Origin of the sequence: Acinetobacter septicus, from assembly GCF_019355975.1 — a bacterium.
GTDB lineage: Bacteria > Pseudomonadota > Gammaproteobacteria > Pseudomonadales > Moraxellaceae > Acinetobacter > Acinetobacter ursingii.
The window spans coordinates 2,656,593-2,673,035 of sequence record NZ_CP079898.1; the positions used below are offsets into that span (position 1 = coordinate 2,656,593).

At 42.1% G+C, this 16,443-nt stretch carries 11 protein-coding genes and 2 tRNA genes; 4 read left to right on the forward strand and 9 right to left on the reverse strand.

Annotated features, from left to right (window positions below; genetic code table 11):
• Positions 1 to 1,350 (reverse strand): MATE family efflux transporter, encoded by a 1,350-nt coding sequence (locus I6L31_RS12595; RefSeq protein ID WP_005001291.1) that lies wholly within the window; start codon positions 1,348 to 1,350, stop codon positions 1 to 3.
• Positions 1,351 to 1,376: 26 nt separating this feature from the next.
• Positions 1,377 to 1,838: a DMT family transporter gene (locus tag I6L31_RS12600; RefSeq protein WP_004991493.1), complete on the reverse strand. Its 462-nt coding sequence runs from the start codon at positions 1,836 to 1,838 to the stop codon at positions 1,377 to 1,379.
• Between the two features lie 120 nt (positions 1,839 to 1,958).
• Here I6L31_RS12600 and hemW point away from each other — a divergent pair, with 120 nt between their 5' ends.
• A complete protein-coding gene (gene hemW, locus I6L31_RS12605; protein ID WP_004991492.1) occupies positions 1,959 to 3,116 on the forward strand; it encodes a radical SAM family heme chaperone HemW in 1,158 nt (385 codons plus the stop codon).
• Positions 3,117 to 3,207: 91 nt separating this feature from the next.
• Here the strand turns inward: hemW and I6L31_RS12610 are convergent, their stop codons facing one another.
• Positions 3,208 to 5,676, reverse strand: coding sequence for a TonB-dependent siderophore receptor (locus I6L31_RS12610; RefSeq protein ID WP_004991491.1), 2,469 nt, complete (start codon positions 5,674 to 5,676; stop codon positions 3,208 to 3,210).
• A 214-nt stretch (positions 5,677 to 5,890) separates the two neighbouring features.
• Between I6L31_RS12610 and I6L31_RS12615 the strand changes: the two genes are divergently transcribed.
• Complete coding sequence (locus tag I6L31_RS12615) at positions 5,891 to 6,409, forward strand: sigma-70 family RNA polymerase sigma factor (RefSeq protein ID WP_004991490.1); 519 nt, start codon at positions 5,891 to 5,893, stop codon at positions 6,407 to 6,409.
• Positions 6,410 to 6,436: 27 nt separating this feature from the next.
• The gene (locus tag I6L31_RS12620; RefSeq protein WP_004991489.1) at positions 6,437 to 7,420 is read left to right on the forward strand and encodes a FecR family protein; all 984 of its coding nucleotides are present in this window, start codon (positions 6,437 to 6,439) and stop codon (positions 7,418 to 7,420) included.
• A 47-nt stretch (positions 7,421 to 7,467) separates the two neighbouring features.
• Here the strand turns inward: I6L31_RS12620 and I6L31_RS12625 are convergent, their stop codons facing one another.
• A complete protein-coding gene (locus tag I6L31_RS12625; RefSeq protein ID WP_004991488.1) occupies positions 7,468 to 8,223 on the reverse strand; it encodes an SDR family oxidoreductase in 756 nt (251 codons plus the stop codon).
• Between the two features lie 115 nt (positions 8,224 to 8,338).
• Between I6L31_RS12625 and I6L31_RS12630 the strand changes: the two genes are divergently transcribed.
• The gene (locus I6L31_RS12630) at positions 8,339 to 9,235 is read left to right on the forward strand and encodes a LysR family transcriptional regulator (protein ID WP_005001292.1); all 897 of its coding nucleotides are present in this window, start codon (positions 8,339 to 8,341) and stop codon (positions 9,233 to 9,235) included.
• A 74-nt stretch (positions 9,236 to 9,309) separates the two neighbouring features.
• Here I6L31_RS12630 and ahpC read toward each other — a convergent pair whose 3' ends face one another.
• The 5 genes from ahpC to I6L31_RS12655 form a co-directional block, all read right to left on the reverse strand.
• Positions 9,310 to 9,873, reverse strand: a complete 564-nt coding sequence (gene ahpC / locus I6L31_RS12635) for an alkyl hydroperoxide reductase subunit C (protein WP_004991486.1) — start codon at positions 9,871 to 9,873, stop codon at positions 9,310 to 9,312.
• Positions 9,874 to 10,081: 208 nt separating this feature from the next.
• Positions 10,082 to 10,157 (reverse strand) — tRNA-Lys (locus tag I6L31_RS12640).
• A 43-nt stretch (positions 10,158 to 10,200) separates the two neighbouring features.
• Positions 10,201 to 10,276 (reverse strand) — tRNA-Lys (locus I6L31_RS12645).
• A 243-nt stretch (positions 10,277 to 10,519) separates the two neighbouring features.
• Positions 10,520 to 12,361 carry a long-chain-acyl-CoA synthetase gene (locus I6L31_RS12650; protein ID WP_004991484.1) on the reverse strand — a complete coding sequence of 614 codons (1,842 nt, stop codon included), beginning with the start codon at positions 12,359 to 12,361 and terminating at the stop codon, positions 10,520 to 10,522.
• A gap of 196 nt (positions 12,362 to 12,557) precedes the next feature.
• The gene (locus tag I6L31_RS12655; protein WP_005001293.1) at positions 12,558 to 15,965 is read right to left on the reverse strand and encodes an Rne/Rng family ribonuclease; all 3,408 of its coding nucleotides are present in this window, start codon (positions 15,963 to 15,965) and stop codon (positions 12,558 to 12,560) included.
• Positions 15,966 to 16,443: the final 478 nt, after the last annotated feature.

Sequence of the window (16,443 nt, forward strand, 5' to 3'; positions counted from 1 at the left end):
CTATGGTTGTGCCGCAAGTTTACGATTATTGCTATACAACCGCGCCAAAAGTAGAACGCAAGCAATGCTGAGACCAATAATAAGTCCGAGCCAAACTCCAGCAGGCCCCATCTTTGCAACCCGTGCCAGATAAATCCCGACTGGAAATGCAATCACCCAATAAGCAATCAACGTAATCCACATCGGGCCTTTGGTATCTTGCATGCCACGCAGACAGCCTGCCGCACCTACTTGCCATGCATCCATCAATTGATATGCCATTGCAAACAATAACAAATATAAAGCCACGTTAAATACCGCAGGATCCTGAGTATAAATGGCCACAATTTGTGGACGGGCAAACCATATTAAACTCATGGTGCAAATCGCAAAAAAAGTCGCAGTTGCTAAACCCAGTTTTTGTACATGACGCATGGCTACCCAGTTTTTTTCCCCATAATACATCCCCACCCGAATGGTCAGTGCAATTGCGAGTGACATTGGGATCATAAAGAGTTGTGAGGTGACTGACATCGCGATTTGATGTGCAGCAACCAGCGTATCGCCGAGTGGACTTAAAACAATTGCACCTGTACTAAAAATACTGACTTCAAAAAATACAGCCAATCCAATAGGAAGCCCCAGTTTTAAAATTCGTTTCACTAAAACAGGATTGATTTTTTCCCAATGTGAAAACACTTGAGTAGATCGATAAGCTTTGGCGCGATAAATATAATTGGCCAAAGTTATAAACATCAGCCACTGTAGCGTTGCGGTTGCAAAACCACAGCCTGCACTCCCTAAGTGTGGAATAGGACCGATTCCATACATAAACAGATAATTGAGTGGAATCAACACTACGAGCGCCAATAAGCTAATGACCGTCACAGGGCGCGGATAACCTAAAGCTTCAGAATAACCGCGTAATGCGGCATACATGGTTACCGCAGGCATACCAAAACCAATGGCATGTAAAAATAATCCTGCTTTCGCTTGCAAGCTTTCTGGCACACCGAGTAATGGCAACAAAAATGGCATGATCTGTAAAATCAGCATGGCGATTACGCCCAGAATAAACGCGACCCACAAAGATTGCCTTACGATGATTGGAATATTTTCAGGTGTTCTTGCACCTTTGGCTTCTGCAACTAATGGTGTGGTGGCAATCATGATTGCACTAAACAGCAGCATGACAGGCATCCATAAACCGACACCTACAGCAATGGCTGCTAAGTCATTGGCAGACAAATGTCCTGCCATAATCGTATCAATAAGACCAAGTCCTGCTTGGGCAAATTGTGTGATCAGAATCGGCCACATTAAGTGAAACAATTGTTTTAATTCAAAGCGGAAACCCGCGACATTTGACACAAAAAATACTCATCTATAAAAGAAAATTATCGTTGTAAGGTCAACAAGACTCCAACGAAAATGATGATCGCCCCAAGTAGGCGTTGCCAATTGACAGGCATTTTCTCTGTCCCGAGCCAGCCAAAATGATCTAACAATAATGACATTGCCAGTTGGCCAAAAATAATCAATCCAGATAATGTGAGAAAACCCAATTTGGGTGCAGTATAAATGCTCAGGCTAATCGCATAAACCCCTAAAAAACCACCAAGCCACAAAAACCATGGGATTTGGCTGAGTTGTTGCAATGAAGGTTTAGGCTGATTTTGTAATAAAACCATCAGCGCCAATAAAATTGTACCGACTAAAAAAGATAAAAAAGCAGCTTGTAAAGGTGAATGTAGATAACTACGTAACTGCGTGTTTAATGCCGTTTGAATCGCCATCGCAACGCCAATCCCTAGCGCTAGAGGTAAAAAGAATAGCAACTGTGAACTAATTTTGAGCATTGTTTTTCCATGTCATTATTCTTCATTTCACTTCAGTCTAAAGCAATTCAACGCGCTTCGGCACAACGAATTGCGGTAGTCATGTTACACTAATGCAGTTGTATTGCCTGAGCGTTGTTCTTGACTGGTTTACTTGATCCTACCCAAATTCCACTTTCTTTATATATTCATATGCCGTGGTGTGTGCGTAAATGTCCTTACTGTGACTTCAATTCGCATGCTGTACCCAACGGTGCATTGTCATTGGAACTTGAACAACAATACTTAAAGGCATTAGTGGCTGATTTTCAGACACAGCTTGATTTTGCTCAAGGACGTAAAATTCACAGTGTGTTCATCGGTGGAGGAACGCCTTCGCTGATTTCGGCACAAGGTTATCAATGGTTATTTACACAATTACGATCTTTGCTTGAGTTTGAACAAGGCTGTGAAATTACCTTGGAAGCTAATCCGGGAACAGTGGAACATGATCCTTTTGCTGATTATTTAAAATCTGGGATTAATCGCTTGTCAATTGGGGTGCAAAGTTTCAATCAGGAGCATTTACAACGATTGGGACGTATTCATAGTTCTGCCAATGCGATTGAGGCGATTCAACTGGCAAAACAGGCAGGTTTTGAGCGTGTTAATGTTGATTTAATGCATGGCTTACCTGAGCAAACTTTAGAGCAGGCATTACTTGATTTAAAGATTGCAACTGAACATGGCGCAACGCATATCAGTTGGTATCAACTCACGATTGAACCGAATACCGTATTTTTCAGAACACAACCTGTCTTGCCACAGGATGAAACCCTTGAACAGATTCAATTACAAGGCGAGCAATATTTAAAAGCACAGGGCTTTATCAATTATGAGGTTTCGGCATGGCGTAAAGAGCGACCGTCTGCCCATAATTTAAATTACTGGCAATTTGGCGATTATCTGGCGATCGGGGCAGGAGCGCACGGTAAAGTGACTCAATCTGACGGCATTTATCGTTTTCAAAAAACCCGATTGCCTAAGGATTATCTCGCCAAAGTACCCGCTGAACATGGTCAATGGAAACGGATTGAGGTAGATGAATTGCCATTTGAATTTATGATGAACGCGTTACGTCTAAATGAGGGTGTGCCAACCTATTTTTATGAACAGCGCACAGGTTTATCCCTGTCTGAAATAGAACCTGCCCTAAATGGTTTGCGTCAGAAAAAATTACTTGTCGCTGATTCTGAACGTATTGCCTGTACGGAACAGGGACATTTGTTCTTAAACTCGGTACTTGATGCTTTTTTGTAATCTTGCAATAAAAAACACAGATCCTGAAAATAAAGAGCGCCCCAAAATCAGTGTAATTCATTCTGATTGGGGGTGCTCTCATTTTGATTATTTAGAATTTATAGGTGAATGTTGCGGTAAAGTTTCTTGGATCGCCATAGACGTTATAAACGCTTTGTTTATATTCTTTATCAAATAGATTGGTCAAATTGATACGAACGTCCATATCTTTATTAATTTGATATTTTGCCATCGCATTCACCAGTGCATACGATTTTTGTCGATCTTCCTGTAGCTGCAAAGGTTTTAGATTTGCAACTTGACTGTATATTTCACTTTGCCAATTCACACCAGCACCGACAGTCAATTGATTAATTTTATAACTGGTAAATAATTTGAATAATTGTTTAGGAATTTCTGCTGCATTTAAGCGAATACCATTATTGTCTTTGGCATCCGTATAAGTATAGCCTGCCTGAATATTCCAGTTTGGTAGGATTTCACCTGCAACGGTCAATTCCCAGCCTTTGGTTTTCGTGTCGTTGGCTTGAACATAATAGGTCGAGCCATCTGCTTGAGTACCACCAACCACCGAGGTATCCATTTTTGAGATAAAATAAGCCAGACTGGTATTCAGTAGACCATCGTAAAATTCAGATTTTAAACCGAATTCAGAGGTATTTCCTTGTTCTGGATCGAGGTAATTATTGTCAATATCTTTGCGTGATGATGGGTTAAAAATCGAAGTATAACTGGCATACGCAGATAGATAATGATTAATGTCGTAGATTAAACCTGCATAAGGGGTGAACACGCCATTTTCTTTTTGTTTGTTCTCTGGGCCATTGTCACGCTCCCAATAACTCAAACGGCTACCTAAAACTAATTTTAGCGGGTCAAGTAGTTGCAGATTTGCCGCGCCAAAAATACCCAGTTGTTTCGAGTCAACATCAGTTGCCAAGTCTTTGGATGGAATATCTCCGTAACTAATCGGTTGTCCATTCCAGTTTGAAATGGATGCAACGCCATTACGAGCCAGTTTAAATAAGTTTTTATCTGTGAGGGTGTAGCCATTTACACCAAATGAAAGCGTATGTTCATGGTCGAATGCTGTAAATTTCCCTGTTGTATACAAGTCTAAAGAATGGACTTTAGGGGCAGTATAAATACGACCATAGACAATAGACATTCGATCCTTGTCTGGATCAAAGAAAGTTGAACCTGCCACACCCACCACACGATCCATTTCCGAGTCAGAGTAGCTATAATTTGCAACGCCTTTCCAGTTGTCATTAAACTGGTGTTCGACACCTGCCAGTATATTTAGACGTTCCGTATCTGAATAGGCGAAATCTGTTGCAGGATTATCCTTTCGGTCAAAGATGGTCTGTACTGAATTAATTACACCCGTCTGGGTTCGGGTATAAAAAGGGAAACCTTGTGCTGTTGCGTCATTGGCACGTGTTTTTTCATAAGTTAACGCACTGGTCAGTACCGTTTTATCGCTGACATCATAATCCAATGCACCATATATGAGTTTGTCGGAAAAATCATAGCGATCTTGCCAGTTGTCTCCCTCCTGAGCGGACATGACCATTCTTCCTTTAAGATCACCTGATTGATCCAGTGGGCCTGATACGTCTACTGTGCTGCTATAATTGTTCCACAACCCTGCTGAAACTTGGACAGAGCCTTTTAGATCATCAGTTGGTCTTTTCCGGACTAAATTAATACTGGCGGCTGGATTTCCTGAGCCAGTGGTTAATCCTGTTGAACCACGAATGACTTCAATTTTTTCATAGATTGCCGAATTTTCTAATGCGGCAATATCCTTGCCATAAGTTGCCCCATAAGACGTGGGAATACCATCGCGTAAATAGTTTGAAATGGAAAAACCACGAGCACTAAAGGTACGATAGCCTGCGGCGCGTTGTCCTTGTTTGAAGGCTGAAATACCTGGCGTTTGATCCATGACATCTTCAAGCGAGGTCAGATGTTGGTCTTGTATCTGTTGACTGGTAATGACTGAAATAGATTGAGGCGTTTCTTTCTGGGACAGATTGAGCTTGGTCGCACTGGTGGATTTACGTGAGGTATAAGTTGGATTGTCTGCTGTCACTGTTATCAGTGGAAGCTGTGCAGAATTAGATCTCTGACCTTGCTGTGTTGCAGTTGAATGAATCGACTGTAACTGACCCACTTCACGCGGTTGAGTTTTTGAATTAATGATGCCCCACGTACCATCCTGACGCTTCACTAAAGTTAAGCCAGTTCCTTTTAATAATTGGGTAATCCCTTGTTCAAATGTATATTGACCATTTAAGCCTTGTGTCTTTTTACCTGCGACCAATATTGGATCATAAGAAAGTTCTGAATTGGTTTGGCCTGCAAATAGTGCCAGAGCTTGATCTAGATTCCCTGCGCGAATTTGAACAGACTGAGTCTTAGATAAAACAGGGGTTGTTTCTGCGGCTAAAGAGATTGTTGAAAAACTACTGAATAAGGTGCCTAGCATGATCGAATGGATGGCGATGGTTAAAGGACTTTTAAATCGAAAAAGTGTAGTAGATACTGCTGACATGAAGATTCCCCATAAAAATTGTCTGTGATCAAAAGATGTTCTGCTTATAGCCTTATCACCTGAGAATCAAAAACAGCTCATAGATTCGTTATTTATTTTTTTATTTTGATTAACTGTATGAAATTTATAGTTTTAAAAATTATAAAGATTAAGTTATTTACAAAACGTCACATAGTATCGATAATTATTATTATTTTCTCTTTGGTTTAGCAAGATGCTTTCCGATCAGATTTTGACAAAACAACAAGTCAATCAACACATTGATGGTTTATATCGCGAACATCAATCATGGTTATATGCTTGGCTGTGTAAAAAAATGAGTAATCACTGTGATGCAGCCGATTTGACTCAGGATACTTTTGTCAAAATTATGAGCCGTTACGCTGACTATTATTATTATGAGCCTCGGGCGTTACTGACGACTATCGCCAAAAGCTTGATGTTTAATTTGTATCGACGCAAAAAAATTGAACAAGCCTATTTGAGTGCTTTAGCCGACGCTTATCCTGAACATAGCATTTCTCTAGAAGAGCAGATGTTATGGATCGAAACCTTATGTGAGTTATGTGACATTATCGACGCACTACCAGAACGGCAGAAGCAGGTGTTTATGCTGTCACAATTACAGGGTTTAAATTATGCCCAAATTGCACAACAACTTGATATCTCAATTTCAACGATTAAGCGTGATTTAACCCATGCCATGGCAGCTTGCTTTATGGCGATGGAATGATGCCAGTTTTAATATTTTGGCTGTTATATGAATATCCCTTTAAAGACTAAAATAGATCGTGCTAGACAGCGTGCCTATCGTGAAGCTGCTGAATGGTATATGCAGATGCAGGAACAGGCTTTGGATGCAAAGCAAAAAACATGCTTTGATCAATGGCTAGCTGCTGACGTATTGCATCAAGAGGTCTGGGCAAATGTCATCATGTTTGATGAAAAATTAGGTCTAGTTCCCAAGACGGTCATGGCTCAAACCATGCAGCAACTCAAGTCAAAACCACAATTTGCGACTAAATTTAGCCTCATTTTGTTTGCGCTATGCATTGCGCTTTATGCGGTGCAGGGAATTCGTCAACAAGACTATGCACCTGATCTATTCTGTTTTGACTCGGTTGATATTTATAAGACGCAAATAGGAGAGCAGCAACAGCTCAGTTTGGCTGATGGCAGCCAAGTTTGGCTAAATAGTCAGAGTAAGATTCGTGTGAAATACAATGCCAATCAACGCCGTATTGAGCTTGCTCGTGGTGAAATTTATATTGAAACACATCAGGATATTCAGCAGCGACCATTTACGGTACATACCGCAGATGGAGATTTATTGGCACTGGGAACGGTGTTTAATGTGCGCCATTTAACAACCCAGACTGAACTGATCGTCAAACAGGGTATTGTACGTACCCAACCACGTTATGCTACCGATTATCAGGATATTGCTGCACAGCATACCGTGAGATTTGATGCACAACAGATCTATCACGAAAATTATAGTGATATGCCACTACTCTGGCGACAGCAGCTTTTGGTGGTACATAGTATGTCGTTAAAACAATTTATCACTGAGTTATCCCGCTATCATCAACAACAAATTGATATTGACCCTAGTCTGGAAAAAATTCTGGTTTCTGGTGCGTATTCTACTCAGGACTTATCCAGAACATTGAATATGTTGCAAACTACTTATCATTTTAACGTTGTGCATAATCAACAGAATCGCATCGCTCTACAACCATAAAAAAAAGCTGAGGAAAGAGGGCCCTCAGCCTATAAAAGATAGTTTGATTAACGTGTGGTATAACCACCGTTGGCAAAAATCGTTTGACCTGTAATCCACCAGCCTTCTGTCACCAGAAAACGTACTAAAGGTTCGATATCTTCAATTTTGGTAAGCCCGCCAAGCGCAGAAGCCGATTTATGATAAGCCACGGCTTCTGGTGCTTCCTGACCATAGAAAAATGGTGTATCCATGGGACCCGGTGCCACCGCAGTCACTGAAATACCGCGTTCACCAAACTCTTTAGATGCAGCGCGAGTATAATGTTCAACTGGTGCTTTTAAGCCCTCATACGTCGAATAAAGCCCTGTATATGCTGCGAGTAATGAGGTCACAATGGTACAGATTTTGCCACCATCATTGAGATGACGACCTGCCGATTGAATAAAGAAATAGGCAATTTTGGAGTTGATGTCGCTCATCGAATCGAATTCAGCTTCGGTGGTATCCACAATCGGTTTTTTAAGAACTCGGCCTACAGTATTAATGGCAATATCTATTCCACCAAAATGTTGTTTAGTTTTGACAAAAAGTTCTTCAATCCGATCAATTGAACTGAGATCTGCTTGTAGCAGAATTGCATCGATACCTAAAGCTTTCACCTCAGCCAAGGTTTTTTCTGCATCAGCTTTGCTCGATTCACTGTTGTAATGAATGGCCAGTTTGGCTCCTTGTTCTGCAAATTTACGCGAGATTAGTCCGCCTAAATTTTTCGCACCGCCTGTAATTAAAACCACTTTATCTTTTAACGTTTGTGCCGCCATGATGTTCTTTCCTTTTAATGGAACTATTTTTGGATGTTTATTAGTCTAGTTCTGAATCATGTAACCATCAATTATGCTAATTTAGTTTCACTATTCAGAAATCACGAACAATCAGATGGATCGTTTACAGCAATTTGAAATCTTTGTAGAAGTTGCCAAAAGGGAAAGTTTTAGTGAGGCAGCATTGCGGTTGGACTTACCCCGATCTACGGTGACTTCAGCCATTCAAAGTCTGGAGTCATTTTACAAGGTCCGATTATTTCAACGAACCACACGACGGGTGAGTCTGACTCAGGATGGAAAACGAATTTTGCCTGATTGTCAAAATCTTCTCATGGATTATCAACTGCTAGGACAGATGATTCAGACTCATCATCAGGATTATCAGGGGATTTTAAAAGTGGATATGCCGAGCCGTATTTCGCATCAAATTGTGGTGCCTGCATTGTCTGATTTTTTTCAACAATATCCTGATATCAAAATTCAACTGCATAGTTCAGATCATTTAACCAATCTGGTGGAACAAGAAGTTGATTGTGTGGTGCGTGTCGGAGCACTTGAAAATAGCAGCCTGATTGCCAAATCTGTCGGGTTATTAGCAATGGTGAATTGTGCCAGTCCAATTTATTTACAGCGCTGTGGTGTTCCGCAAACATTAGAGGATTTACAAAATCATATTATGATTAATTACCCGAGTGGCGTAGGCGAGCAACAGGGTGTCTTCTTTTACGGGCAAGAGCGGGTCAAATTAATGGCTCGATTAAGTGTCAATAATACTGAGGCTTATATTCAGGCAGCACGTTCTGGACTCGGAATTATTCAAATTCCTTATTATGATGTGCGTCAGGATCTGGAACAGGGCAGATTGATAGAAATTTTAAGTGATTACACTTGTCCTGCCTTACCTTTAAATGTGCTGTATCCTAATCGTCAGTATATACCTCGTCGTCTGGATGTGTTTATGAGTTGGCTGATTCCTGTGTTGAAGCAGCAGTGTTGCTTAGAGTCTTAAAACAAGACCACCTCCATGTTAGGACGTGGTCTACAAAATGATCGAGCTCTATTCAGTGATGTGATGGCTCAGGTTTAGATTTTACCCACCAGATCAATGGATGGCGCAAGCGTTGCATCACCTTCTTTCCACTTGGCAGGGCAGACTTCACCCGGGTGATTATAGACATAAACGGCTGCTTTGACTTTGCGTAGTAATTCCTGAGCATCACGACCAATACCCCCTGCATTGATCTCTACGATTTGGATTTTACCTTCTGGATCAATTACAAAGGTTCCTCGATCAGCCAGACCTTCAGCTTCGATTAAAACTTCAAAGTTTTTAGAAATGGTCCAAGTCGGATCGCCAATCATGGCGTACTGGATTTTACCAATCGCATCTGATGTATCATGCCATGCTTTATGCGTGAAGTGAGTATCTGTAGAAACAGAATAGATCTCAACACCTAGCTTCTGAAATTCTGCATATTGATCGGCAAGGTCTTCAAGTTCAGTGGGGCACACAAAGGTAAAGTCAGCAGGATAGAAAAATACTACAGACCATTTTCCTTTTAGATCAGCGTCAGAAATATCAATAAATTGACCATTTTGGTAAGCAGTAGCTTGAAAGGGTTTGATTTCAGTATTGATTAAACTCATTGTCTTGATCCTCTTAATGGTATGAGAAAGCTCTTAATGTGAGAACCAAGATAACGCATTTATTTAAATCGTAAAAACAGGTATTTTTTATAAAATTAATCGAATATTTAGATTTTAGATCGTATTGAATGTCATGAAATATTCATGCTGAAAAATAAAGTATCCATAAAAAAAGCCTCAACATGATGTGTTGAGGCTTTTTAGAATCTGGTGGGTCGTCCGCGACTCGAACGCGGGACCAACGGATTAAAAGTCCGCTGCTCTACCAACTGAGCTAACGACCCTGAGCAAGCATTTAAGCTATGCTAGGAGTATCAAAACAATCAATGGTGGGTCGTCCGCGACTCGAACGCGGGACCAACGGATTAAAAGTCCGCTGCTCTACCAACTGAGCTAACGACCCTGAGTGAGGATAAGTAAACTTAAAATATTGCTTTAAGGATTTACCCGAACGCAAAAAGAAAAATTAATTTCAAAAATTGTTCAAACTCGACTGGATTCAGAGGAAAGTAAACTTTCTAACACTGTATCGTTTTGATGGAGCGTATTTTAGCAAGATCTTCAACTAACACAAGAGAAAATTGAAAAACAATCGAATAACTGTTTATAAAAAGCACGATTTTCTCTTGTTTAGTCAAAAAATATGCTAGAAACGGTATTTATACGCCTGAATGTTCTCAAAAATCTCAGCAGTTACATCACAATAGGCTTCTGCATTTGGTAACAGTACCAGTAAACGCTCATCGGTTTGACTCGGATCAAATGCCTGTTCCTTGAGTTTATTTTTCTGATATTTAAAGGTTCCAGTGGTTTCTACCACTGCTTGAACACGTAAAAATACAGGGATAGCATAGGCTGGCAAATTCTTTTTGAACTGATTGACCATTTCGGTCAAATCCTGCTCATTTAATTCTGCGCCATCGCTCAGTGTGATAGCCGCCATACCTGCTCGACCATTGGTATTTGGAATTTCAACACCATAGACCACTGCTTCTGCGATTTTGTCATAGTCGCAAATCATATTTTCAACTTCAGTGGTCGATACGTTTTCACCTTTCCAGCGGAAAGTATCACCCAGACGATCGACAAACTGTGCATGGCGAAAGCCAATGTCACGGACCAAGTCCCCAGTATTAAAGTAAGAGTCACCTTTTTTAAACACATCTTTTAAGATCACAGACTTATTTTTCTCAGGATCGGTGTAACCATCGAAGGGTGAGCGACGAGTAATTTTACCAATGAGCAGTCCAACATCGCCTGTTTCAACTTTGATACAGTGACCTTTTTGATCGCGAATGACTTCCCCTTTTTCTTTGTCATATTGCACAATTGCATAAGGAGTCGGAGAGAAGCCAACAGTATTGTCAAAGTTGAAAATATTGCTAAAACCGACATTGCCTTCACTCGACGCATAGAGCTCTAAGACTTCTTTTACCCCAAAACGTTGTTTGAATTTGTCCCAGATATTAGGACGCATGCCATTACCAATCATTTTCGTCACACGATGGGCACGGTCAATTTCTGAGGGTGGTGCATCCATAAGATAGCGGCACAGCTCGCCTACATAGCCAATCGCAGAGGCATTAAATTTTTGTACATCTTTCCAGAAGGCACTGGTCGAATATTTACGACGAATAGCAAGCGTAGCACTCCCCGCAATCACGCCACACCAACACACCACAATACCCGTTGCATGGTAAAGCGGTAGGGTAACATACATGACATCATCAGGTTTTAAATCAAGGATATGCCCATAAGTTCCATACGCCAGTGTCCAGCGACTATGGGTGAAAATCACCGCTTTAGGTAATCCTGTAGTGCCTGAGGTATAGATATAAAACAATCCATCCTTACCCTGAACAGTATGGGTGGTCGCTGGATTGAATTTTGCAAAATGATCAATTTTTTCTGCCAGATTGACATAACCAGCTGGAGCAGAACCCACATTTTGACGTGTGGCCTGATCTGCAAACCAATGAAAGCGATCTTCAGCAAGTTTGATATCGGCACGAATGTCATCAATACAGGATTGAACTTCCTCGCCCAAAATCAGCGCAATTGGATTGACCAGATTGATACTATGCGTGAGTACCTTACCTGTTTGAGAGGTATTGACCAATGCACTGGTGACACCAATTTTAGCCAGACCAATAACTGTTGCGATCAGCTCGGAACGATTTTCCAGCATCACCGCAATAACATCACCCTTACGCGCACCTATCGAAAGATAATAGTGTGCAATCTGGTTGGCCCATTCATTTAAATCTTGATAGCTGTAGCGCTCATCTTCAAATAATAAAGCATCACCTTGAGGATTACGTTTGACTGCTTTTTCAAAGGCAATACCCAAACCTGCTGGTGTAGATGAAGTACGCAAATAGGCTTGCTTAAGACCTGCAAGAATGTGCGGTACTTTGGGCAAAAAAGCAGGGAGGCGTGAAGCAACATTAGCAAGCGTAATGATATCGGGTTGTGCAGTCTGGCTCATATACATCCTATTATTTTTCGATCTATCCAATACAGTTTTATGACTACGGGCTACGACGACGTAGACATTAAAATGACGCAGAAGTTGTTTTAAAGGTTTTGCACTAGTGCAATCAACCTAATCTGACATAAAGTATCAAAAAAAACCTAGTCACCGAAATGACTAGGCTTTCATAACTTACATGCAATTGTGCAAATTATTCCGTAGTTGTGCTGGCCTTTTTCGGCGGACGACCACGTGGACGACGCGGACGACTTGGTTTATCCGCATCAGCAGCAGTCTCTTGAGTGGCTGATTTTTCAGTTGTTTCATCATTGGCTTTCACTTCTGATGCTTGCTCTGAAGCCGTTACTTCATTTAATTCAGCTTGCACAGGTTGAGTTTGAGCTGTGCTCGAAACGTTTTCTGATTCAGCTTTTACTTCAGGCTGTGTGGTTTCTGTCGGTGCTGTCGCTTTTTGCTTAGAAACAGGAGTTGCTGTTTCAAGCGGTTGCTCAGGCGATGCGACAGTTTCAGGAGCTTCAGTTGCACTCGCTACGGTTTCAGAGGCAACGGCTTCGATTTCTGCGCCTTGTTCATTCCCCGTTTCAGCTTTTGGCTCAGCTTGAGCTTGTTTGGCTTGCTCATGCGCTTGTTCTGCCGCAAGTTTCGCTAAACGACGACGTTCACGAGGGTCATTGGCTACACGCGTTGCAGGCGTTTCTGGTGGCGTTAATGGTAACACCTCCGCTGCTTCACTTTCTTCAAGCGCTTTCTTGCTTGGAAGTTGTGCATCACGTGTTACAGGTTTTTTGTCTTCCTCAACCGTTTTTGCTTCTGCGACCTGTGAACTGGCATATTGCTCAGTAAACTTGACCAAAGCACGATTAAACGTTGGCACAAGTCCAAACTGTTCGATCAGTACGGTACAGTCTTCACCATAGACATGGCGAATGAGGCTACCCAAAGTATAGTTGGCCAACTCAGGAATTTGTGATGGCTGTACTTTTGGTGCTGCTACTTTAGATTGCTGTGCTTCACGTTGCTGACGACGACGCATACGCGGATCATTGCTAGCACGTTTCACTTGTGAGCGAGTTTGCTCGGTCGCAACTTCAGTGGATTTAGTCGCTGCTTCAGAAGGTTGAGCTTCAGTTACAACGGCTTCTTCAACTGGATTTGCAACAGGATTTTCAGCCTGTTTTGGTGATTCCTGTGGTTCAACTTGTGGATTCAATGCCACAATTTCGCTTTGCGCTTGATCGACATTAATCACCAGTGCTGTCGTCATCATCTCATGACGTGGCGCATCAACCACATCGACTGTGACCTGTTTTGCATCATTGGCTACAGGCTTATTGGTCGTTTGATGGGCATTGTCTAATACACTTTGGTCACGATTGCGATGTGGGCGATTTGGACGTTGCTGATTGTTACGGTCACGACGTGGTACGGCTTCTTCAGCATGTACTTCAGTTTGCGCCTGGTTTTGCGTGTGGTTTTGTTCTTGTGGCTGCTGACGCTTTTGCTGACGTTTGAGTTCACGTTGTTCATGGCGCGACAGTTGGACCACTTCTTCATGAACTTGAGCAGGTTGTTGCTCTTGATTTGGCTCACGTTGTTGTGGTTGTTCACGATCGGTACGTTCGCGCTGATCTTTGTGTTTACGCTTTTTGTTGTTATTTGGACGATTATTTTTCTCGTCACGTTCAGTGATATTGTCACGTGCTTCCTGTTTAGCTACAGGCGTTTGAGACATATACGCATTATTGCCAGATGCCGCAACAGTGACGGTTTCGGTCACACTAGCAACGTTGACCTGACCAAATTGACCACGGCTGACCGCACCAGCATTGACCATTTGTTCGATTGCAGATGCTGCATTTTGCGCCGAGCGTGATTGGTCAATAGTTTGTGCCTGTTTTTGTACAAACAGATTTTCTAACCATGCGCATGGGCTAGCTACTTTATGGGCAACAGTTGCCTGTGATGCAGGCGCAGACGCTTGGGCTGTAGTCTTACGTTTATTTTGCTCAGACTGAACAGGAGCAGCAGGGTGAATATGATCTGCTTCTTCCAAATGCCATTCAGATGATTCGTAACCGAGTTCTTTTTCACTTGAACGTGTTGCTTCAGTGCGCTCATAACTCGTTGGAGCAAAACCTTCTGGATTGTACTGAATTTCGTAATGTGGTGTTTCTAGGTGAGGGTGCGGTAGTACCGTTACACGCACACCAGAAGTTTGTTCTAGGTAAACCAGACTGTGACGTTTTTCATTCAACAGAAATGCGGCAATTTCAACGGGTACTTCTACCTGTACTTCACCATGACGTTCACGTAGTGCAATTTCTTCCACTTTACGCATAATCGAAAGTGACAAAGAGCGTAGATCACGTACCATGCCTGTGCCATGACAGCGCGGGCAAACATAACCCGTCGCCTCTTCAAGCGATGGACGTAACCGTTGACGACTCATTTCCATCAAGCCAAAGCGCGAAAGTTGACCGAACTGGATACGTGCGCGGTCACTTTGAGTCGCTTCACGTAATTTCGCTTCGACCATACGTTGGTTACGGTCTTTAGTCATATCGATGAAGTCGATGACCACTAGACCACCGATATCACGCAAACGCAATTGACGTGCGATTTCTTCGGCTGCTTCAAGGTTGGTATTTAAGGCTGTTTCTTCAACATCGTGACCACGAGTTGATTTGGCTGAGTTAATATCAATTGAAACTAAAGCCTCAGTTTGGTCAATAACAATTGAACCGCCAGATGGAAGTTTAACTTCACGTTCATAAGCGGTTTGGATTTGGCTTTCAATTCCAAAATGAGCAAATAAAGGCTCATTTAAGGTATACGTTTTTAGCTTGTCTAATTGACGCGGCATCACTGCTTTTACAAAGTTATAAGCTTCGTTGTAAGCCTGTTCACTGTCGATCAGGATCTCGGAAACATCATCACGTAAATAATCACGAATTGCACGAGTTACTACTCCCGCTTCCTGATGAACCAGCATTGGGGATGGGCCTGAACTTGCAGTATTTTGGATTTGATTCCATAAATCGAGTAGATGTTGCAAGTCAAGTTGCAATTCTTCTTGAGAGCGACCAATTCCCGCAGTACGTACGATGACGCTCATTCCGCGTGGGATGTTCAGTGATGCCAGCATCTCTTTCAATTCTTCACGAACTGAACCTGAAATTTGACGGCTAATCCCACCACCTTTCGGATTATTTGGCATTAAGACCAGATAACGACCTGCAAGTGAAATAAACGTCGAAAGAGCAGCGCCTTTATTGCCGCGTTCTTCTTTTTCCACCTGTACCAAAAGCTCAGTACCTTCGGTAATCAATTCGCGGATATTTGAAGTTTGACGTGGGTCAGCCTTAAAGTAAGTATTGGCGATTTCGCGCATGGACAAAAAGCCCTGACGCTGCGCACCATATTCAACAAATACGGCTTCTAGAGAAGGCTCTACGCGAGTCACATGACCTTTGTAGATGTTAGATTTTTTTTGTTCGCGGGTACGATTTTCTAAGTCAAAATCGTAAAGACGATTACCAGTGATAAGTGCAACGCGTACTTCTTCAGCATGGGTTGCATTAATCAACATACGTTTCATGGGTGTGACACCTAATAGTGACTCACTCAGACAAAATGCGAACATCGATAAAGCGGACAACTGTCGGCAGTCATCATGCATCTTATTTAACCCAGATCACAAAAGTTTTTTGCTCTGGCTGCTAAATTCCCTGATCTCACGTGTAGCTTCGGTGAATGATGCTGGTGATGATGTCAGCAGTCGCGTATTCATCCCGTTTCGATTAACGGCGAGTCCTGACTTTTCACTGGCGAGTGAGCGGTGCATTGGATGATGACTTTCACTGTCACGGAGCTTGAAGACTTATCTTGTAAAGTCTTGATACGGAATGATCATCGTATCGGTGCTCGGCAGTTCCAATGCATCAACGCTTGAGCCTGAAAGGTCATGATGACGCAACGTGTCTGATGTGCATCAGTTTACGTTTAATAACCAACATTAACGGTTGGCGACATATATTTTTCAACAAACTGCATATGCAAAAGCATAATTAAACGCA